The 21,742-nt window shown below is 47.6% G+C and carries 15 protein-coding genes; all 15 read left to right on the top strand.

Going from position 1 to position 21,742, the window contains the following annotated elements; all coding sequences use genetic code 11:
• The first annotated feature begins 1 nt into the window (after window position 1).
• The 15 genes from tssH to TSUB_RS09290 all read left to right on the top strand — a co-directional run bounded on the left by tssH (window position 2) and on the right by TSUB_RS09290 (window position 21,731).
• Window positions 2-2,617 carry a type VI secretion system ATPase TssH gene (tssH, locus tag TSUB_RS09360; protein ID WP_087024152.1) on the top strand — a complete coding sequence of 872 codons (2,616 nt, stop codon included), beginning with the start codon at window positions 2-4 and terminating at the stop codon, window positions 2,615-2,617.
• A gap of 136 nt (window positions 2,618-2,753) precedes the next feature.
• A complete protein-coding gene (locus TSUB_RS09355; RefSeq protein ID WP_087024154.1) occupies window positions 2,754-3,923 on the top strand; it encodes a D-alanine--D-alanine ligase family protein in 1,170 nt (389 codons plus the stop codon).
• The gene (locus tag TSUB_RS09350; protein WP_087024156.1) at window positions 3,920-6,127 is read left to right on the top strand and encodes an MFS transporter; all 2,208 of its coding nucleotides are present in this window, start codon (window positions 3,920-3,922) and stop codon (window positions 6,125-6,127) included. The genes TSUB_RS09355 and TSUB_RS09350 overlap by 4 nt, the downstream gene beginning before the upstream one ends.
• The gene (locus TSUB_RS09345) at window positions 6,120-7,265 is read left to right on the top strand and encodes an ABC transporter substrate binding protein (RefSeq protein WP_087024158.1); all 1,146 of its coding nucleotides are present in this window, start codon (window positions 6,120-6,122) and stop codon (window positions 7,263-7,265) included. Before TSUB_RS09350 ends, TSUB_RS09345 begins: the two co-directional genes overlap by 8 nt.
• 51 nt (window positions 7,266-7,316) lie before the next feature.
• Window positions 7,317-7,961, top strand: a complete 645-nt coding sequence (locus TSUB_RS09340; protein WP_246616455.1) for a substrate-binding periplasmic protein — start codon at window positions 7,317-7,319, stop codon at window positions 7,959-7,961.
• 4 nt (window positions 7,962-7,965) lie between these two features.
• Window positions 7,966-8,994, top strand: coding sequence for a type VI secretion system-associated FHA domain protein (locus tag TSUB_RS09335; protein WP_087024160.1), 1,029 nt, complete (start codon window positions 7,966-7,968; stop codon window positions 8,992-8,994).
• Window position 8,995: 1 nt separating this feature from the next.
• Window positions 8,996-9,520, top strand: a complete 525-nt coding sequence (gene tssJ / locus TSUB_RS09330; protein WP_087024162.1) for a type VI secretion system lipoprotein TssJ — start codon at window positions 8,996-8,998, stop codon at window positions 9,518-9,520.
• 4 nt (window positions 9,521-9,524) lie between these two features.
• The gene (gene tssK / locus TSUB_RS09325) at window positions 9,525-10,841 is read left to right on the top strand and encodes a type VI secretion system baseplate subunit TssK (RefSeq protein WP_087024164.1); all 1,317 of its coding nucleotides are present in this window, start codon (window positions 9,525-9,527) and stop codon (window positions 10,839-10,841) included.
• Window positions 10,842-10,848: 7 nt separating this feature from the next.
• Window positions 10,849-11,988, top strand: a complete 1,140-nt coding sequence (gene icmH, locus TSUB_RS09320) for a type IVB secretion system protein IcmH/DotU (RefSeq protein ID WP_087024166.1) — start codon at window positions 10,849-10,851, stop codon at window positions 11,986-11,988.
• Complete coding sequence (tssM, locus tag TSUB_RS09315) at window positions 11,988-15,449, top strand: type VI secretion system membrane subunit TssM (protein WP_087024168.1); 3,462 nt, start codon at window positions 11,988-11,990, stop codon at window positions 15,447-15,449. Before icmH ends, tssM begins: the two co-directional genes overlap by 1 nt.
• The gene (locus TSUB_RS09310) at window positions 15,446-16,132 is read left to right on the top strand and encodes a protein kinase domain-containing protein (protein WP_087024170.1); all 687 of its coding nucleotides are present in this window, start codon (window positions 15,446-15,448) and stop codon (window positions 16,130-16,132) included. The genes tssM and TSUB_RS09310 overlap by 4 nt, the downstream gene beginning before the upstream one ends.
• A gap of 40 nt (window positions 16,133-16,172) precedes the next feature.
• The gene (locus tag TSUB_RS09305) at window positions 16,173-18,158 is read left to right on the top strand and encodes a type VI secretion system Vgr family protein (RefSeq protein WP_087024172.1); all 1,986 of its coding nucleotides are present in this window, start codon (window positions 16,173-16,175) and stop codon (window positions 18,156-18,158) included.
• A complete protein-coding gene (locus TSUB_RS09300) occupies window positions 18,158-18,733 on the top strand; it encodes a DUF6931 family protein (protein WP_087024174.1) in 576 nt (191 codons plus the stop codon). Before TSUB_RS09305 ends, TSUB_RS09300 begins: the two co-directional genes overlap by 1 nt.
• Window positions 18,733-19,029 (top strand): PAAR domain-containing protein, encoded by a 297-nt coding sequence (locus TSUB_RS09295; RefSeq protein ID WP_087024176.1) that lies wholly within the window; start codon window positions 18,733-18,735, stop codon window positions 19,027-19,029. Before TSUB_RS09300 ends, TSUB_RS09295 begins: the two co-directional genes overlap by 1 nt.
• A 203-nt stretch (window positions 19,030-19,232) precedes the next feature.
• Window positions 19,233-21,731, top strand: a complete 2,499-nt coding sequence (locus TSUB_RS09290; RefSeq protein WP_087024178.1) for a bifunctional diguanylate cyclase/phosphodiesterase — start codon at window positions 19,233-19,235, stop codon at window positions 21,729-21,731.
• The last annotated feature ends 11 nt before the right edge of the window (window positions 21,732-21,742 follow it).

The following is a 21,742-nucleotide window of genomic DNA, read 5'->3' as shown; positions in this document are numbered from 1 at the left end:
CATGATTAACATCGAACTACAAAGTTTAGTGAAACGACTTTCACCGGGCGCAAAAAGTGCGTTGGAGTCAGCTGCTGGCGAATGTATGAATCGCTCCCATTTCTCAATCGAGTTAGAGCATTGGTTTTTCGAGTTGCTCCGTGATTCGTCGCTAGGTTGGCATCAAGCCGTTGTCAAAAGTGGTGCAGATAAAGAAGCACTGAATAGTCAAATTAATCAAAAGCTTGCGGCCTACTCGCAAGGTAATGATGCATCACCATCACTATCGCCAAACCTAGTGGAGTTAATGAAAGACGCTTGGCTGCTTGCTTCGCTCAATCAATCGAAAGCCACGTTTAATGAGTACCATCTCTTGCTGGTGTTGCAATCGCGTATTTCTCAAAGTGCTTACACCGGGGCGTTGAGTGGTTGGATCGGCACTTTATCGTCTGAATGGTTGAAATCTCAGGCCGCCGCGTTAGCGAAAGAAACCATCGGTGCTCAGGGTAGCGGTGCAGCAGTTTCTGAATCATCTGCTGGAGAGGCGGGCACTGCAGCATTAGATAAATATACCCACAACCTGACTCTCGCTGCGCGTAATCGTGAGCTTGACCCAATCTCCGGTCGATCGAGCGAAATCCGCAAGTCGATTGACATATTGTGCCGTCGTCGCCAAAACAGCCCCATTCTCGTGGGTGACCCTGGGGTGGGTAAAACCGCCATCGTTGAGGGGTTAGCGCAGCAAATCGTAGATGGCAATGTGCCTCCAGCATTGTCGGACGTGGAGCTGCGCAGTTTAGATCTCTCGCTATTGCAAGCAGGTGCGAGCATTAAGGGTGAGTTTGAGAATCGCTTAAAAGACATTATCAACGAAATTAAGCAATCGCCGACGCCGATTATTATGTTCATCGATGAAGCACATACTCTAATTGGGGCAGGTGGTGCAGCGGGTCAAAATGATGCAGCCAATATTTTAAAACCCGCCTTAGCGCGCGGTGAGTTTTGTTCTTTGGCTGCAACGACTTGGGCCGAGTACAAGCAGTACTTTGAGACCGATGCCGCGTTGACACGCCGCTTTCAAGTGGTCTCCGTCGGGGAGCCGAATGAAGCGGATGCGATTCAAATGTTACGCGGCGTGAAGAAGAGCCTAGAAAAACATCACAATGTTAAGGTGATGCAAGAAGCCATTGATGCCGCCGTGTCGCTTTCCATTCGTTATCTTCCTGAGCGTAAACTGCCTGACAAAGCGATCAGTTTACTCGATACCGCCTGTTCGAGAATTGGGTTGAGCCAAAGTGCTACGCCACAACAGTTGGAAGCTCTCACGGAGCAAATTCGTTATACCAACAACGAAATCGAAACGCTTAGACATGAGTCTGCCCTTTGGTCGATTGAGGATGACCGCCTTGGCAAAGCCGAAGCACGTTTGACCAACTTGGAAGCAGAGCAAGGTGAGATTCAAGCGCGTTGGGAGCAAGAGAAAGCGCTCGTTGAAGATATCTTAACCCTGCAAACTAAGCTGGATGAGCAATTTCTGAATGGTGAAGAGATCAGAAGCTTGCCTGAGCGCGCTGAGCTCGATACAAAAATGGCGCAATTACGTGAACTACAAGGTGAGAATCCGCTTGTTCTTCCTCAAGTCAACCAACAAACGGTCGCAGAAGTGATCTCGCTTTGGACGGGGATCCCGGTCGGCAATATGGTGAAAGAAGAAGTCGAACGCTTGATGCACCTCGAGGAACATATCGGTAAGCGTGTTATCGGTCAAACAGCGCCCATCGACGAGATTGCTCGGGCTATCCGTATGTCTCGCGCTGGTTTGACGGACCCGCGTAAACCTGTCGGTGTATTTTTAATGTGTGGCCCTAGCGGGGTGGGTAAAACAGAGACAGCATTGGCGTTGACAGATCTTCTTTATGGTGGCGAACAGAACATCACCACGATTAACATGACCGAGTTTAAGGAAGAGCACAAAGTATCAATGCTTCTTGGGTCGCCAGCTGGCTATGTTGGGTATGGCAAAGGTGGTGTGTTAACGGAAGCGGTGCGAAAGAACCCGTATTCTGTTCTGCTTCTGGACGAGATGGAGAAATCCCACCCCAGCGTGCATGACATTTTTTATCAAATCTTCGACAAGGGGACCATCTCTGACAGTGAAGGTCGTGATATCGATTTTCGCAATACCATCATCATCATGACATCAAATGCTGCAGATAGCGCTGTGGTCAATGCCTGCGCGGATGCGAGGCCATCGATTCCCGATTTAACTAAGCGTATCTTCCCAGAACTGCAAACGTTTTTTAAACCGGCGTTTTTGGGTCGAGCAACAGTAGTGCCGTACTTCCCATTGAACAATGATGAAATGGCGCAAATCGCTGAGCTTTCATTTAACCGAATTCGTAAGCGTGTTACCTCGCATTATGGCGCTAACTTCACTGTTCATGAGGGCGTCATCGAAGCCTTAGTTCAGCGCAACCAATCCCCGGAAACTGGAGCGCGGGCCATTGAGCAGATAATTAATCGCACCTTAATGCCTGAACTTGCTGATCGTTGTATCCAACGTATGAGCGAAGGTGAACCGATTGCTGATATCAGTGTGGAGTATCAAGGGGGAGAGTTCGTTATCTCTATTGCCTAGAGAGTTGGCAGCGGTAGATGGGCTACCGCTGCGTATGTATCGCGAAGCGTTGATTCCAAGGTGGTTCAAGGATGAAAAAACAAGTTGTCTCGCAAACTGTGGTTGAAGCACAGACGTCTTATTTCGAGGGGGAAGAATGACCCACGCCTCTTTCCCGTTCGAAGAAGCGGATCTACGCCTAATTAAACAGCGTCTGCGTGTCGCTGTTGTGCACGGTGGGGATGTTCACGAACCAGAAAACTATATTCGTCGAACCAAGAGTCTGCGTACGACGAAAACTTATCGTCAAGTCGCGGAAGATATTGCACAAGGCCTCCATGAAGCGGGCTTCGAGCAGGTGTTTGTTCTGTCAGAGTCACTCCATCTCGCCGAGCAACTGAGCGCTTATCAAGTCGATCTTGTTTTTATTAACAGTGGCGGGTTACAAGGCGCTGATGCGATGACCCACCTCCCAGCTTTGCTAGAAATGCTGGGAATCCCATACGTCGGTCATCAACCGATGACGGCGGGTATTCTGGATAACAAACACCTGTTTAAAAAGTTTGTGATGGCCGAAGGCATCAGTTCTGCGCCATTCATTTTGGTGAGGTCAGGCGATCGTCAATGGCTATCTCATCATGCCGTACAGTTAGCGGAAATGGAGCGGCACTTCGGCGAAGGTTACATCGTGAAGCCTGTTTGCGGTCGAGCTTCCTTGCATGTCTATCGCGTTGCCGACCAGTTTGGGTTATTAGAGAAAGTGCAACAGGTGCAGGCTGAAACGGGTAATGATGTACTCATAGAGCCTTATCTATCTGGCCCAGAGTATGTGGTGTCTGTCTGCGGTGGATTCTCTTTTCGACAACAACGTCTCGTTGATCATCATGGCCCTTTCGCATTTTCTGTCATTGAGCGCTTACTTGATAAAGGTGAAGCGATTTTTACCTCCATGGATGTAAAGCCGATCACGGCTTCGCGGGTAAAGCTGGTTGTGGATCCTGAAGTTCGTGATGCACTGACGTCGATGGCGACCAAAATATATCAAGCGCTTGATCTGCATAGTTTAGTGAGAGTGGATGTACGTAAAGGGAGTGATAACAAGTTCTATGTCTTGGAAGCGAATCCTAAACCGGATTTAAAGCGTCCCAATTCAGAAAAAATCAGTTTAGTATGCCACGGGCTGTCTGAAGAGAGCATGAGCTACGTTGACTTGATTCAGTCGCTCGTTTTTAACCGCCTTGCATACTTAAAGTCTCATCGCCCTGATACCTTGCCAACGTGGGTGATTGAGCAACCTTCAAATCCCGAAGTGGGGCTGCCCACATGAGAGGGATGAATCAACAAAGCCGATTGATTTTAGGCAGCTTACTTGTGGTACTTTCTCTCAGCCTTATTCTGGTGGTGGGTTATGCACAAGCCTTAAAAAGCTACCAACAGTTGGCAAAAGATGCCGTTCTTTCGCAGACAGAAGCTGCACGGATTGGCATTCAACAAATCTTAAGTTCTGGAGTCCCTTTACACGATATTGCGGGATTACAAAAAGTACTGTCTCCGATTGCAGATTCAGATGTGTCGGTTGTCGATTTACGGTTGATCGCGGGTGATCAAGAACTGTATCGCTATACCAATGAACTGATGAATGGCAGCGTGATCTCTGTGCCTTTGAGTAACAAGTTTGTGCAAGTGGGTACGCTAGAAATCTTATTGAGTGACAATGTGGTAAAACAAGCTATTCATCGTGCATTTCAACCGCTGTTGTGGCTCGTTGCTGGCTTGGTTGTGCTGTTCATTTTTGTTGTTGTGAGGGGGAAAGGGCAGCGATATTTACTCGGCTTTAGTTTGGCTTTCATTGCCATGGCGTTTAGCGTCATGTTGCTGGTGGGGAGCTTATTTAAAGATGGTCTGGAAAGTAAAGCCAACTCAATGGCAAATGTGATTTTGCAACGTCTTGAGCCAGTTATGGTGCTCGACATTGAGCCTGACATGATTACTGGGCTTGATGAAATGTTGAGTGCTTATCGCGAAGTGAATACAGAGTTGTCGAGTGTGACCGTCTATCGTGAGGATCAGACCATTGCCCATAGTGATGATGGCTCAAGAATGGGCGGTTTAGCCGACTATCATGTTCGATCTGGTGAAAATCGCCAAGTTAGCCTGTCTTTTCATCCAGAAGTCTTGCTGAGTCAACTGCTTAAGATAATTAAGAGCTTTGCGATTCTGTTTGGTGGATGTGCCTTTATCTGCTTTGCTTTTGTGAAACTGCTCAATCAACCCCTTCATCAAAGCAACGCTTCGTTGGTACTTGAGCAGATTAAACCGCTTTTTTTGATGACAGTGTTGATGGAATCCATGATGGCACCCACCTTGCCGAACTTTCTCGGTGACGTAGCGCTCAGTGCTGGTATGCCCGTTTCCGCATCGTCATGGTTTTTCACCGTCTATTTTGTCGGTTTTGCTTTGACCCTATTACCAGCCTCTCGCTTAACAGAACTCTTGGATGTGCGCAGTGTATTGATTAGCGGCGTGGTACTCGCGGCGTTAGGGTGTCTGCTATTGGCCCTTCGTCACGATTTGACCATGATTCTCGTTGCCCGTCTCTTGGCTGGGATCGGGCAGGCTATGGTGTTCATTGCCGTACAAAGTTACATTTTACGCTATAGCGATGCGACTAATAAGACACAGGCTGCCGGCATTATTGTCTTTTGCTTCAACGCGGGGTTCATTGCTGGCGCCGCGATTGGCGCGCTGTTGACTGACTTCCTTGGTGAGCGCGGTGTTTTCTTGCTGTCATCAGCCGTGGGTGTCGGCATGGTCTTTTTCTCGTTTATTTTGCCTACTGCGTCAAAGCAAACGAGACAGGTCGGCAGTGCTCAATCTCATACTTTACGGCATCACGTTCGTGAGTTGACCCAAGATGCATGGCGGCTTCTAAGTGGCCCCTCTTTCTTGAGGACGATGTTGCTTGTTGGCATACCCACCAAAATGATGCTGACCGGAGTCGTTACCTTCGCTGTTCCGTTATTGCTTGCTCAGGCAGAGGTGTCAAAAGAGAGTATTGGTCAGGTATTGATGGTGTATGCCGCAGCCGTCCTATTTATCAGCCAAAAAGTGTCGCCTATTGTCGACAAGCTCGGCAGCAGCAAAACCGTATTGTGTCTTGGTAGCCTCACCGCCGCGATTTCGTTGGCCGTGCTTTCTTTAGCTCTAAGTCTTGGACCCGCATGGGCGATTGTGAGTTTGACGACGGGATCAATGCTGATTATGGGCATTTCTCATGGGCTCATTAATGCACCTGTGGTGACGCATGTTGTTAATAATGTCTCCGGTGAATCCGATACTACCGTTGCTGCTACTTATCGATTTTTAGAGCGCATTGGTCATGTGCTAGGCGCGATCGTTGTTGGATCTTTGCTAACGCTTACGGGCAATGCAGATGCCTTTTGGATATTGGGCGCATTCTTTGTGGCGGCTGCGATCGGTATGTATCTGTTTGAGGGGAAAACCCAACAGGAGGGCATATCACATGGCTAGTCTAATCCGCTTGATTATCCTTGTTGTCGTGATGGTATCTAGCTGTCGTTTGGTGTACGCCGCATGGCCTGATTGGCTGGGTGATGATGTCCAGCGAGAGATCGCTGCGGAGTGGCAATATGAGTTGGAAGAAGGGGCTGTGTTGGTTTCTCCTTCACATTCCCGCCCGCAGATTTGGGCAATCATCTCAAGAAAAGCAAAGTCTTACGATATTGCTATTTCTACCATGCTTAATGTCTATAAGCGTGAGCTTGACGATGCGATTTTCCACCTCTATCTGCTACCTGACGATGAAGCAGGCTTGAACACGCTACTGGCAAAAGCGGAGCAAAATGCAGACTTAATCTATACGGTGGGGTCAAAAGCGACAGTCGCTGTTCATCAGCATTATTCAAAAGGCTCGGTGCCAGTGGTTTCTGTCAATGCCAAAGATCCCGTGCAAATGGGGCTGATAGATAGCTATGAGGGGAGCGGAGAGCATTTTGCGTTTACCTCGTTAAACCTCCCGGCCGATGTGACCTTGAGCTTCTTAACGCGTTTCAAACCTTCGTTATCCTCTTTAGGTATTCTCTACGCGAAGCAAAATACCAGCGCATATCTCACGCAGTTTCTTCCTTTGAAAGCTGAAGCGGAAAAGCAGGGTATCGCGGTGTATGAGTTTGTTATTGATGATGAAGATCCTGAACTCGCGTTACAACAGGTGATGGCACAACAACTGAAGGCAATGAAAGAGCGCGATCCTACGCAATCCAACTCACTGTTGTGGCTCACGGGAAGCTCCCGATTATTGGCTCAGGTCGCTGAGATAAATCAGCTGGCGGGTGACTTACCTTTGTTAACTGTGGTCCCTGAAGCCGTATCCGGTGCGGAGGACAGTGCGCTCATGTCTGTAGGGGTGAGCTTCGTCAATAATGCTCACCAAGCCGCGTTGTATGGCATTCATATTGTGCGCGATGGCGCTGATCCTGCCACGATGCCAGTCGGTGTTCTGTCTCCCCCGGATATCTCAATTAGCTTTCGTCAGGCAAAGCGGATTGGCAGCAAAGTGCCGTTTACGCTTATTGAAATGGCGAGTGATATCTATGCAGAAGATGGGCGTGTGATTCGTGCTCAAGGCTTGAGTATGGAGGGGCAGTAAGTGAAGCAGTGTTGGCGATGGGGATTCCTCGCACTCTTTTCCACAGCGGCCATTGGCGCGACGAAACCGGAGCGGCTTTTACTGACGACGCAGAGCTGGTTCCCTTACCAGTATCAAGAAAATGGTGAAATGAAGGGGACAGGGATAGAAAAGATTAAGTGCATCATGCGCGAACTGGAACAGCCTTATCAACTGACCATGACGCAATGGGATAGAGCACAGTTGATGGTTGAAGTGGGTAGCCAGCATGGTTTTTTCTTGGCGTCGCGTAACACGAGCCGGGACAGCTATGCGGTGTTCTCGTCACCGATCAGTGAACAGCGTTGGAGCTGGTTTTCACTCTCAGATTCAACAGATGTAGACAGTGATGTGTTTAAAAAGCAGGTCGAAGTCGTCGCCTTGTTTGGTTCGAACAAATGGTTTTGGTTACATGATCAAGGCTACAAAGTGGAAAAAAAACCTCGCTCACCGCAGGCCATGTTAGAGCTGCTATTGAATGGTGAGGTCGGGGCAATTTTAGGTAATGACGCAGTGATTGACGAGACGATAAAACAGATGGGAATCAGCTATCGGGCAATTTCACAAAAGCCCGTTACACAGCGGCCGTTAGGGGTCTATTTCTCGAAAACGTTCAATGAGAACTATCCACAGTTTGTCAGTCAATTCAATCGTGCAGCAAAACAGTGTAAGGGATAACTCGATGCCTATATCTTTGCGGATTATCAGCTCACCCGATGGTGAAAGCATTTCAGAATGGAACAAGCAGTTTCCTGAAGATGGTGGGGCTATTGGTCGTTCCTATGGTTCTACATTGCAACTCAGTGACGGAACACGCGAAGTCTCCGGGACTCATGCAGTCATCAAAAAGTCATCTCGGGGATATCAAATTATTGATAACAGCACCAATGGTCTGTTTATAAATGGTGCCAATAAACCGCTCGGGAAGGGGAATCAGACCACGCTTAGTGATGGGGATGTCTTGGACTTAGGGCGCTATCGACTCTTGGTCTCCTGCTTTGTACCAGAGCAAGCTGTTGCGCGAAATAGTGCAGCGGTGCAATCTGGTCAATCTAGTTTTGATGATGATCCCTTCGCCGCTCCCCAGCATAACCGACAGCCCTCGCCAAATTCGGCAGGACCCGCTGTCCGCGAAGAGAAGTTTGAACCAACCATCTCAGGTTTTGAAGTGGTCGATGACGACCCCTTTATCGATAGTCAGCCCGTCGAACCAGTTCGAGAGCAAGCCACTGTCACCCCAATTCGTGACTTTGATGATGATCCTTTCGAGGTGGATGGAGAAGATGAGTTGCCGACATTTTTCGCAAGTCCAGAGCCAACAGAGATGAAAGTAAAAGCGCGTCCAGAGCCAGATACATCGGCAAGATTCAAGCCTGAACCTCAGGTAGCGACAGCGTATGAGCCAGAGCGCCCTGCTCAAGCGCCGCGTCCCATTGTGGAGTACCGGAGCCCAGAAGTAGTGCAGCAAATGTATATCGATAAGGCGATTGAGATGGCATTGGCGCGACTCATTAGCGATATCGACCCCGTCGCATTGGAGGCGATGTTCAATGAGCTCGTTTCGCCGGGCTATTTCAGCCGCCGACCAAAATACTGGGATATGTACAAACGTTATTTCAAGCGTCAAGTGAGCAGTAAAGAACTGCAGCTCAAGTTTCACGCTTATTTTCAAGACTCTCTCAAAGTGCAGCGAACGTTAGGAGAAAAATAATATGACGATTCCTCAGTCGTGCTCGTTTGCCATCATTCAACGCGTATGCGTTTTAGGCTTCACGCTTTTCATTGCCGCTTGTAGCACGGTAGAAAAAGCGGTCGATCCACTTTTATTTTGGCGCGATAGCGGACCTGCGCTATTGACGGTCAATATTAGCGCCGAAGATAACATTAACCCCAACGTGGATGAGAAACCGTCACCCATAGAGCTACGTGTTTACCAGTTATCCGATAGCGAGGCGTTTCAGCAGGCAGAGTTCTTACCGCTGTATGAAGACGAACAAGGCGTTTTAAAGGCCACGCTGCTGAATACGCGGCAACTGCAGAGTGTGTTGCCGGGTGAAACGCGAAAGGAAGTGTTTCCCTTTAATGCCGAAACAAAATTTATCGGTGTGATAGCGGCGTTTGCTGATTACCGCGAAGCAAACAATAAAGCGATTTATGCCGTGGAAGAGGCGGCTTCAAACACCATTAATATCACTCTGGATGGGGTGAATATGACCATGACCGGTGAAAAGGGATAGTGCCGTGGATACAAAAAAAGTGGTCTGGAGTGAAGGGATGTTTCTTAGCCCACAGCATTTCCAGCAGCAAGAGCGTTATTTAGAGAGTTTTACAAAACAAACGGTGGAACAGCTAGACCCGAATCGGTTTGGTTTATCGGAGTTGGAGCTCGACTTATCACTGCCCAAAATAGGCAAAATTGGCGTGAAACATGCCAAGGGTGTATTTCCTGACGGAACACCTTTTGAGTTTTCTAAAGCGTTGGTATTAGACATTCCTAAAGGCATTACCAATAAACTGATTTACTTGGCGATTCCCGTCTATCGTGCGGGTGTTGTCAATATCGGAGAAGGCCAGCACACCCGATATGTGCCTTTTGATCATCAAGTGTTCGATACCAGCCGAGATTTAAGCGAGCCAGTGCAGTTGGAAATGGCAAACTTGAATATCTGTTTGAAGCTAGAAGGTGACGAGCTACAGGACTACACCTTACTGGCGATTGGACATATCTCTGAACACAAATCTGAAGGGGAAGTGTTACTGAACCGCGCTTTTGTCCCGACATGTTTGCAGTTCGGTGTGTCAGAATTTCTATCGGAAGGGGTGAGTGAGATTTATGCGCAGATGCAATATCGTGCTCAAACCATCGCAAATCGTCTACAAGCAGATAGCGGCAGCAAAAGCTATCAAGCGCTCATTCGTGATTATATGTGGCTGCAGGCCATTGGTGGCTGGCTGCCGAAAGTGCGTCATTGGGTGAATACTGGCGCAATGTCTACCCAGTCGCTCTACCTTGAGTTGATTTCTATGATAGGTCAAATGCAAGGACTAGAGGGCCGTATGCCCCAAGAGTTCCCTGCATGGAATCAAACTGCATTGTATGCGATTTTTTCCCAAGCTTTTGCTGAAATTCAGGTTTTACTTCGAGAAGTACAGTTGGACAGTGTGACGTCGCTTGTTTGGGATGAAAAGCTCTTTGAAAGCAGACGGCTATTGCGAACTTTGGTGCCGGAGCGCGGTTTGTTTAACAATGGCCGCTTCGTCATGGTGGTAACCTCATCAATCGGTGGAGTGCTGTTGAGTGAACAGTTTCCACAAGCGGCGAAACTGTCTGGTAACAGTGATATCGCCGATTTAGTAAGAAACGCGCTTTCTGGCGTACCGCTTCGTAGCCTGCCGGTCCCACCATCAGAGTTAAAAGCGCGCACTGACGCCGCATACTTTGAGGTCGACCAACAGTCAGAGCTATGGCAGAAGATGGTGAAAAAGGATGAACCAATCGCACTCCATATTGATGAGCGAATGGGTAATGTTAGCGTAGAATTTTACGTGATTAGGTAGGCAGGGAATGAGCGGACTATTTAATGAAGAGCCGACCGCTGTAGTACGTCGAGTGCCTGAAAGTGCACCCGCCCCTCAGTCTGATCCGCTCGTGCCTTCTATCGATTTGGACGGGTCAGAGCGTTTAATTGAGAACCTCGCGATTTATGGCAGTCCTTTGCTGAATGCAGCCACAGAACTGCTGGCTATTTTGGTTACGCTGTCACGCCAAGGTGTGCCGAGAGATGTTGACCGTTTCCGACAACAGATTTTAGACGGCGTTGCCAATTTCAAACGACGGGGTCTCTATCTTGACTACCATCCGAGTGTGATTGATAAGAGCTGCTTTGTGTTGTGCGCGGCATTTGATGAAGCCATTTTGTATACCCAGTGGGGAGATGAAGCGCGATGGGAAAATCATACGCTTCTGAGTAAAGTTTTCTCGCAACGAAATGGGGGAGAGGTGTTCTTTGTTCTGCTAGAAAAAGCATCTCTACAGCCGACTAAATTGATCGATTTTATTGAGTTGCAATATGTCTTGCTAATGATGGGGTTTCAGGGACGTTATCGAGATGGAGACGAGACTGCTCTGCATCAAGTGAAGGCTGATGTCTACGCGATCATTCGCTATTACCGCCATGAATCGCCATTACCTGTGCCGAAAACACCTGACCTTATCGAAAGTAGCCAACCTCGGCACTGGTTAAGCAGCAAGATGATATTTATGACGATGCTTATCGCGTTGGGGCTTGGCTATTTGGCGTCTGAATATTGGTATCACAATCGGAGTGAGGCGCTGCTTACGGCATTCCATAAACTAGACCTGAGTGATGTCGATATGCAGGTAGGTAGTCGAGATTTAGTTTACCTCAGTGACGATGCCGATATAGGTATTGTCAGTGAAGAGACGCTGCAACAAACGCCTCAAGATGAGAGCAAGGTGCAAAGCTGGGAAATTCTGTTAGCGACACTGACTCGTTCAGAAGATGTCAGTCGACTCGCTAAGGAGATTGAACGCGCAGGCTATGACACTTTTTCGCGCCAAACAAGCAATGGCTATGAGTTACTTATGAAAAGTAGCGACGCGTTGAGCCGAGTTAAAACAATCAAAAATGAGCTTAATGTACGTTTTGGCCTGAATGCGACAATTAGGCGGGCATCAGAATAATGAATAAAAATAGTTGGATCTCTCTTACTTTTCTTCTTTTTGTCATCGCACTCTGTGTCGTCGCGTGGCAGTTGCCTAATGATGAAACTTATCAGTTCGCGCGGCGTCTTTGTTTAATTATCGCCGGATTACTGAGCCTACTTTGGGTCGTTTTTTTGGTTATGCAATGGCGCAAATCACGGCAGGTGCAAGAGGATAACGAACAGCAAGTATTGTTGAAGCAAGATGCCAAGATCATTGAGTTGCTGTTTAAAGAAGCGGTGAAGAAAATACAAGGTAGCAAACATAACCGCTTACGCACTTTATATGATTTACCTTGGTATCTGGTGATGGGCGGCGAGCAAGACGCAAAAAGCAGTCTGTTACATCAGAATAACTTAGAGCCGCTATTGTCTAGTCGTCTTGATAGTGCAGAGACCGATCAATACTTGCGTTTTTGGAGCGGTGATCATGCAGTTGTGATCGAAGTCGGCCATCGTATTTTTGATAATGATGGCGTTGATGAGCAATTGTGGAAAGTTCTCGCCAAGCAGCTCATGAAGTACCGTCCGAGGCAAGCGCTAACTGGGGTGATGCCTGTTATCGGTTGCCATCGATTGTTAGAAGGCGATAAAAAGCGCCGTCAACAACTCGCCAATGGATTGCAAGAAGCTATCCTGAGCTTAGACAGTTTAATTGGTCTGCAGTTACCTGTTTATCCGGTATTTTCAAAAGCGGATGCAATCACTGATTTTGTTGCGTTCTTCAACGCCTTTTCTGGCGCTGATATCGATAACCCCTTTGGCATCACGTTAAGCTGCGATGCGCAACGTCGCTTCGATCCTCATCAATTTGAAGATCAAGCCAAAGCTTTGCTGAAGCAACTGGTTGAACAGCAGTTTGAACTACTGAGAAACATTGACGAACGACAAGCCGCCGCGGTTATTGCGTTGCCGTATCAGCTCAGAATTTTTCTTGAAAGAGTTAAAGAACTGTTGACGGATATTGGCCGTGAAAACCGGGTGAGAGAAGCGGTTTGGATTCGAGGCGCTTATTTACTGTCTGCGGGGCAGAAAGGCAACGAATATGATTTGCTAACGCAAGTTATCGCCGAGAAGGCGGAGTTCAATACTTATAGCCAGAGTGAACAGTTGCCTGGTCGACGCGCTTACTTTGCGCCGCGTTTTTTGAGTCATGTGGTGTTACCTGAGGTCAGTATAACGGGCATCAATCAAGTCAGAAATGCGCGCTACCTCTTTGGACGAGCAGCGAGTTTGGTTGTTGGTTTAACCATACTTACCTTAGTGGGCGTGGCCTTTAAGGAGAACTGGAATAAAGATGAAGCGTGGCGGGCGGATGCCTCGACGCAGCTGACTGTGTACGAAAGTGATATCAAACGTCTAGAAAGTGCACCGCATACCATTTCCGATACCATTGCAGTGCTAAGTGAGCTGCGTGCGGTAGCAAACTCCGGTATGCAGCCAGTGCCTTGGTATCAACAGGTCAGCATCAAGCAGCCTGATACAGCAGAAGAGATTTATCACATCTATGAAGAACAGTTGCACCAGTTTTTGCTGCCACGAGTAGAAAATCTCATCAGTTCAGAGCTCTATGTCTATATTCGGCTGGGTAATCCAAGCAAAATTTTCGAAATCTTGCGGTACTATCAAATGCTGTTTGATAGACAACGTTTAGACTCGCCTCAATTGATTGAATACTTGCTCGGTTCGCTTCGGGACCAAGGCGATGTGTCAATCAGTGAGATAGAGAATCTGAACGCACTGCTGATGGATCTGTTCAATAGCCGCTATGACCATGCTTTGACAGCAAATCAAGATCTTATCGCCGTTGCGGGTAATAATCTCGAAGGGCTCTCTCCAGAGCGATTGATCTATGCACGTTTGAAGAGTTTGCCGACTTATCGTGTCCAGATTGATATTCGCAGTCAACTCGGCGAAAAGTTTAACACCGTCTTTAGTTTCAGTGACGGGTTCAATGGTTATTTGATGCCGGTTATTTACACCAAGCAAGGCTATGACTTATTAGATTTGAGCCCAACCTCTCAGCTGTTGCGAGAGCAGCTAAATGAGTTCAAGGCGATACAAGGTGATCTGTCCGCGCCTTCGGTGACGGAACTAACCGATTTGAGTAAGCAGATCCAGCGACTTTACTTTGCTGACTATATCTATCGTTGGCGAGACCTGGTTAATAATATTCAGGTGCGTCGTTTCGGCACCACTACCGACCTTGCGTATGCCTTGAGAATGGCGAGAGAGCCAGCGAGTAGTCCCATTTTAGACGTGTTGGAAGCCGTTGTGCAGAACACGAGCCTTGCTGTCGAGCAAGAGGGAGACTTGAAGGAGGAACAACAAGTCGCGACTGCTCTGGGTTTAGGCGGCGCTGCCAAAACACTGAAAACGGCGGACAAGTTGAATAATCTCGCTGGCGATAAGTTACTTATGTTGCAACCGTCCTACGTGGTCAATGAGGCCTTTGTGGCTTATGGCAGCTATGTCAATGGCACGGGGCAAGCGGGCTCTCCGACGCCATTGAGCGAATTGCTCACCGCGCTTGATGAGTTGAATACCTACTTTGATGCGGCACTATCAGGGGCAAATCCTGCTCAATCGATGCATACCTATGCGGTGGCACATGCGGAGGGTAGCCAAGATGCAATTGTCCTGTTGGGTCGTCAAGCGGGCAAAGCACCGAGTCGAGTTGCAACTTGGATCTATGACTTACAACGCCAGAGTTGGCGCACCGTGATCGGCTCTAGTATCAGTTACCTAAATCAGCAATGGAATCAGCGAGTTTACCAGTTCTATTATCAAGCTGTTGAAGGACGCTTTCCTTTTGATCTGGATGGGCGAGGGGAAGTGGCGATTGATGACTTCTCGGTATTTTTCAAACCAAATGGTTATTTAGACACATTTGTCGATGAGATGCTGAAACCGTTTGTTTATTGGGATAACAATACGCTTCGTCTTAACGAAGTTGATGGTGCCACATTGCCGATTCAGTCATCAACATTGACACAGATTAATAATGCCCGTGCGATTAGAAGTCTATTCTTTGGGTTGAGTGGTCAAGAGCTCTCCCTGAACCTGAGTATACGTCCAAGTTCTATGAGTACTGACGTCACCGAGTTTCAAATGCGGGAAGCAGAAAGCGTATTCACTTATAAACATGGCCCACGTGTTTGGCGAGAGGTGAGTTGGCCTTCGATTGGTGTTGATGGTTATTTAAGTACACAGTTTTATCAGACTGAGAACCGGGTAGCGGAACGCACTTATTCTGGGCAATGGGCGCTTTTCCGCGCGTTGTTTGATGGCGAGTCGAGCGGCACCAACAATCGAGCAGTTCGTAAACTCAATTATCAATTAGACAGTTACAACATCGTGTTGGATTACACCTTGCAAAGTAGCAGTGTGCCGCTAACAAAAACGGTATTTACCCGTTTTAACTTACCTAAAACGTTATGATGACAGACATTGTTGAATCTGAATCCTACGCTCTTTCAACGGCATTCACCCCAGATTGGATTGGGAACTACCAGGTTAAGGGGTTATTTCATAGTTCGTCGCATAGCCATACTTGGTTAGCAACATCAGCCATTGATGCGACGCCAACATTGCTCAAAACAGGGCTTCACATTGAGCGAGAGTTCGCGGCGTTAAAAGCGTGTCAAGGCCGAGGCGTGCAAGAACTTGCAGGGAGTCTGGTGGTGGTCGCAAACGACACCTACCTGCCATTGCAGTATTACCCTAAACAGCGATCGCTACTGACGTTACGTAACGATGAAGTCAGCTTGTTCATTGAGCTATTGCCAAGCTTGATCAGGGCGATAACCCACTGCCATCGATGTGGTTGGGTACATGGTGATATCAAGCCATCCAATGTATTGCTGTGTGACGCGTGTCGTCAGGTACGGTTAGTTGATTTTGGCGCCGCATTACCCATTGGCTTTGACCGATTGTCATTAGGCGAATGGCAAGCGACGCCGGCTTTTGCCTCTGCCCAACAATCATTGGGTCACGGTTTTGCCAATGAGGGTGATGATTGGTTCTCACTCAAGCATTGGCTAAATCAGTTAGAAAACGACCACGTACCGAAGGAAAGCCGAGAGCAGCTGCGACGGTGCATTGACTATCTCAAGGTTCAATAGCACAGCTTGTATTCTGGTAGACGTAATTTAAGGAATTTGAATGACCGCATTTGACGCGACGGATAGGCCGATAACGGTAAAAATTGATGGGAAAGGCCCCTATATCGCGCCTTCAGCTTTAGTGACCGAAGGTGTGTCAGAGCCGTTTCGTATGACGGCAGTTATCGCCACATCAACACTGCTGGCAGAAAGTACCTTAGGCAAGGTGGTTAACCTCTTCTTTGATGGGCCTGATGAGTCCCGTCAGTTTAATGCGTTGTTGAGTAGCGTTGAATTACAAGATTACAGTGAAGACAAAGCGTCTTATTTTTATCAAATTGAAGCTATTGATCCCCTGTCGATATTGGCGTTTCGTACCAACCGTCGTGTCTTTCAAAGTGTGACATCGAAGCAAATCCTTGAAACCATTTTTAGCGAAAGTGGTATCAAAAGTTACATGAAAATTTCGGTATCAGGCAGTGGCGTGACCCATGAATATTGCACGCAGACGGGTGAAAGTGATTTAGACCTCGTTAAGCGCTTAATGGCGAGTGAAGGGTGGCATTATCACCTGCAACATAGCGGTAGTAATGTGCTGCAGGCCATTGGAGATACGAATCAAGCGTTTAAGTCGATGAGTTCAGACTCGTTGACCTATCGTACCCCAGAACCAGACCCGCTAAGGATGCTAAAAGAGTTTCGTCAAACACAGCAGTTAGGGAGCACGAGCTTTTCATTGGCTGATCACTCGCAAGAGCAAGCGGAAAAGCTGGAAAGTAGCGAGCAAAAGTCATCCCATAAATCCGCTTTTTCAAAGTTAGGCCAAGCTTTTTACGGTGTCGGGGCTGCGGATAAAAGCCAGATTCGCGATCTTGCAAAACGGGTCGGAGAAGCAGACGATGTCAAGAAAGAAACTTACGCGACGGAGAGCGAAATTCCACTGTTCTCTGCTGGGCTAACGTTTAAGTTAACCAAGCATCCTGTGAGTGCCCTCAATCAAACTTATCTCGCTATTCATGCCGAACACTCGCTCGCCTATCAAGGTGCCGGGCATCAAGTCGATTATCGTTGTCGTGTTCGAGCCATTCCGTCATCAGTGACATTCAAATCACCTTATCTTGATAAACCACGTGTACACAGTGTGCAAAGTGCAACCGTGACAGGCCCAAAAGGCGATGAGACTTACAAAGACAAAGATGGGCGTGTGAAGGTACAGTTTCATTGGGATTCAGAGGGGAAGGGAGATGAAAACACCTCGTGCTGGTTGCCCGTGATGCAAGGGGCTGCGAGTAATGGTTTCGGTTTTCAATTTCTCCCTCGGATTGGAGATGAAGTGATCGTTGCTTTTATCGATGGTGATCCGGATAGACCTGTTGTCACGGGAAGTATTTATAACGGTAAAAATAAGCCCCCATATAGCGCGGCAACGCAGAGCGGCATCAAAACCCGTTCGACGCCGAAAGGGAGCAGCAAGAACGGCAATGAGTTGCGATTTGAGGATCAAAAAGACAAAGAACATGTCTTCTTGCATGCTGAGAAGGATTTCATGTTAGAGGTATTAAATGATCTGACTGAAACCATTACAGGAAAGTCTGCCACAAAAATTGAGAAAACGTACGAGCTCTCAAGTAAAGAAGCCTATAAAGCCACCACGGAAGATAAGCTGACACTCGATAGCAAAAAAGACATGTCTCATTCGTCCGATGCTAACTTGAGCTTGAGCGCAGGTTCGAAAGGATCGTTTAGTGCATCGTCTTCGCTTTCCATAGATGGCCAAACGGTTTCGATAAGTGGCAACACGAAAATTGAGTTAAAAGTGGGCGGCACTAAATTGGAATTGAGCGCGAGTGGCGTAAAAATCAGTGGTCCTCAAGTGAGTATCAATGGTTCAGGAAAAGCGGAGTTGAAAGGGGCGATGGTCACGGTTGAGGGTTCAGGTAAAGCCGATGTGAAAGGAGCGATGGTGACTTTGGATGGGAGCGCGATGACCCAAGTGAAAGGGGGAGCGATGGTACAAATCCAAGGTGCGATTGCAAAGGTGAACTAATGAGTTTTGTGAAAATTCCTTATAACAACGCGAGTGATATTCTTGCACTTTATGATCCGAGTGCGGAGCTAAAAGCCCTGGTTGAACCCAATATGTCTCCGGCGGCCTTGGTGACACGTGCTTGCGATGAAGAGCGCTTTTCCGATGCAGTGATTTTTCTCGCCCACGGCATGCCAGTGCGAGAGGCGATTTGGTGGAGTTGCTGCTGTGCTAGTCATAGAACGGATTGGAAAGATGTTGAATTGGATGCGATACGCAGCGCGAAGGCTTGGGTACATGCACCTGATGAAACGAGTCGTCGCTATGCTGAAAAAGCGGCCAATGCCGCAACCTTGGATACAGGCGCGGGGTGGACAGCACAGGCTGCTTTTTGGAGCGGTGGTAGTATTACTGACGATGGTGCGCCACCTTTGCCAGCACCGCCCTATCTGTATGCGCATGCCGTCGGTGGTGCAATTAACTTGACGGCTGTGTTACCTGATGGCGCTGAAGTTGAAAAGCGTTACCCACTTTTCATCGAGATAGGTATTCATATAGCGAACGGTGGTAATGGCCAAATAGAAGGAGTGAGATAATGCTACCTTGTGCAAGAGCATCTGATATGCACGTATGTCCGATGCAAACCCCTGCTGTCCCGCCAATTCCTCATGTTGGTGGGCCAATCATTCCTCTGCCATGTACCGTGTTGGTGGGTAATATTCCCGCGGCGACGGTAGGGCAAATGTGCACCTGTGTCGGTCCACCGGATAGCATAATAAAAGGCAGTGCGACTGTGTTGTTTAATAATCGACCAGTGGCAAGAATGGGTGATACAACCGCACACGGTGGTACGATTGTGGTCGGCATGCCGACCGTGTTAATTGGTGGCTGATCAGGTTGGATAAATAACCTTTCCGACCTCGACGGTGTGACGAGACAACTGTCGCGAGCTTGATACAAGTGTACAAAAAAGCTTTCTTTATGATATTTGAGTCGTAAATTGTGAATAACTATCTAACAGGTAAGTGATTTTTCCATCAGTGTCGCTACCACTATCTATAATCTAGTAAATGACCTAGCAGTGACTTTCTACCTATGATGCAGACCCTTAATGATCAAAAGCTGTTGCGCCTAATCCGTTATGCGCCTGTTGTCATTATTGGTGTGGTTACCCTTGTGATTAGCTTGGTACTGATTAAAGGGAACCAAGCGCGCTCGGAAGCGCGGTTGGAAGCATTACGTAGTGAAGTGATCGAGATTCAAAAAGAGACGATTCGGCAGCACGTCAATCGGGTTATTCAAGAAATCGATTACCATCGCGCACTCGCAGAGGGACAGCTAAAGCGTCAAGCCAAAATGCGTGTTGATGAAGCGCATGCGATTGCGACCAATATCTATAGCCAAAACGCACACCTACCTGAAGACGTGGTGACTGAGATGATTGCCGATGCACTGCGCCCCATCCGTTTCTTCGACGGAAGAGGTTACTTTTTCGTCTTCAAAATGGATGGAATCAACGTTATTCACGGCTTGAAACCGGAAATAGAAGGTAACTCCGGTTGGGAAGCGAAAGATTCACGTGGTACCTCTATTTTACAAGAGCATATCCGCTTGATTGCCGAGTCGGGGGAAGCTTTTTATCGTTGGTGGTACTCCAAGCCCGGTTACCCTAAAGATCAAGAGTTTGAAAAAATCGGTTATGGGAAATACTTTGCCCCTTATGATTGGTTTATTGGTACTGGTGAGTATGTCGATGATGTCGAGTCCGATATTCAACAGCACTTGTTAGATTGGGTAACTAGCTATCAATATGGTGATGACGGTTATGTCTTTGTCTTAGATGAAGAAGGAAAGCTGCTTGCCCATCCCCATCGTGAGTACTTATCTCAGCCATTGTCGTTGATCCAATTTGGCGGCGGCCAAGACATTTGGGAGAGGTTTCAAGCGGCCGCGCCACAAGGCGGCTTTGTTGAATACCAACTTATCTTTACCGATGATAGACAAAAACTAAGCTACATCGCGCAAATAGAAGAGTGGGGTTGGACGATTGGCACGGGATTTTACTTAGACGATTTTGAGCGTTATTTAGATGTGAAACGAGAAGAAGTCGCTATGTTGCAGCGTCAAGAATGGATGCGACTCACGCTAGCGATTGGTTCATTGGCATTTGCCATGATCGCGTTCTCATTGCTATTGAGTATGCAAGTATCGCGTCGCTTTGGTCGTTTTCAGGAAAAGATCGCGGCGCACTTTAATCAACTGGTACAAACGCGAGATCAGCTTCAACAGATTGCGCAGAAAGATGTATTAACTAATCTACCGAATAGGTTGATGCTAACTGAAACAATACAGCAAGGGATTGAAGAGGGGAGAGAGAAAGGGTTACATCTCGCTGTGGTGTTTGTCGATCTAGATAATTTTAAACGCATCAATGATATTTTTGGTCACTCTACCGGCGATGAACTGTTAGTCGCTGTTTCTGAGCGGTTTGATTTCTTATTGGAAGATGATGATCTTGTCGCACGGTTTGGCGGCGATGAGTTTGTTTTCTGCTTCCCTAATTTGAAGAGTTTCCAAGCAGCAGAACGCAAAATTCGTCGTATAAAGCGTGTTTTCGATACGCCGTTCAAAGTGGGTGGCCGACTAGTGACAACCGGGTGCAGTGTGGGTGCGAGCATGTTTCCCGCGGATAGCGACAGTGCTGAGGTATTGATTCGCAACGCAGATATTGTGTTGTACAAGTCTAAAGCCGCTCAGAGAAAAGGTGAAGTGTTCTTTTACTCAGCGGCCATTAATGAGGAAGTGCAATATGCCTTCCAAATGCAGGAGCAGTTGAAGCAGGCAATAGAGAGGAATGAGTTGTTCGTTCTCTATCAGCCGCAAGTGGATGCGGCTGCCAACGAGATAGTGGGCGTTGAAGTGCTCGCGCGATGGGAAAATAGTAAGCTAGGCTTCGTACCCCCTGACAAGTTCATCAGTGCAGCAGAAGAAGCCGGTATCATTCACCAGATTGGTATGTGGGTGTTTAGGCGTGCGTGTGAAGACGTGCTTTCAATATCGCCTAATGGTGAGAATGCGTTGAAATTGTCGGTCAATATCTCCCCAGCGCAATTAAATGAAGCTGAGTTTGCCACTGATATGCTGGCGGTGATCAATGAAGTTGGGATTGATATTGATCGCTTGGTACTGGAGATAACAGAGAACATCTTGATACATGATTTGACCGAGGTGGCACCAATGTTACATAGCCTGCGTCATTTAGGCTTTGGTATCTCTTTGGATGACTTTGGGACAGGGTATTCTTCATTGAGTTATCTCAATACGTTACCTATTACAGAGATCAAGATCGATCGTTGTTTTGTCGATAAACTGTTAGTGAGCGATCAGAGTGACTCTCTGATCAAGGCCATTTTAGCGATAGGTGCTGCGTCAGACTTTTCTGTTGTGGCAGAAGGTGTTGAAACCAAGTCTCAGTATGTCAAACTCAAATCGTATGGTTGCCACTTTGTGCAAGGCTTCTATTTCGATAAGCCCCTTTCCCTTGAACTGCTACAGGCACGTTTAGAGAAAACCGTAAGCTACCCTGCGCTTTAGAGGCCTACGGA

The organism is Thaumasiovibrio subtropicus, assembly GCF_019703835.1.
In the GTDB taxonomy this organism is placed as follows: domain Bacteria; phylum Pseudomonadota; class Gammaproteobacteria; order Enterobacterales; family Vibrionaceae; genus Thaumasiovibrio; species Thaumasiovibrio subtropicus.
Note: the sequence above shows the minus strand (reverse complement) of the source record. Positions and strands in the feature narration are given on the sequence as shown.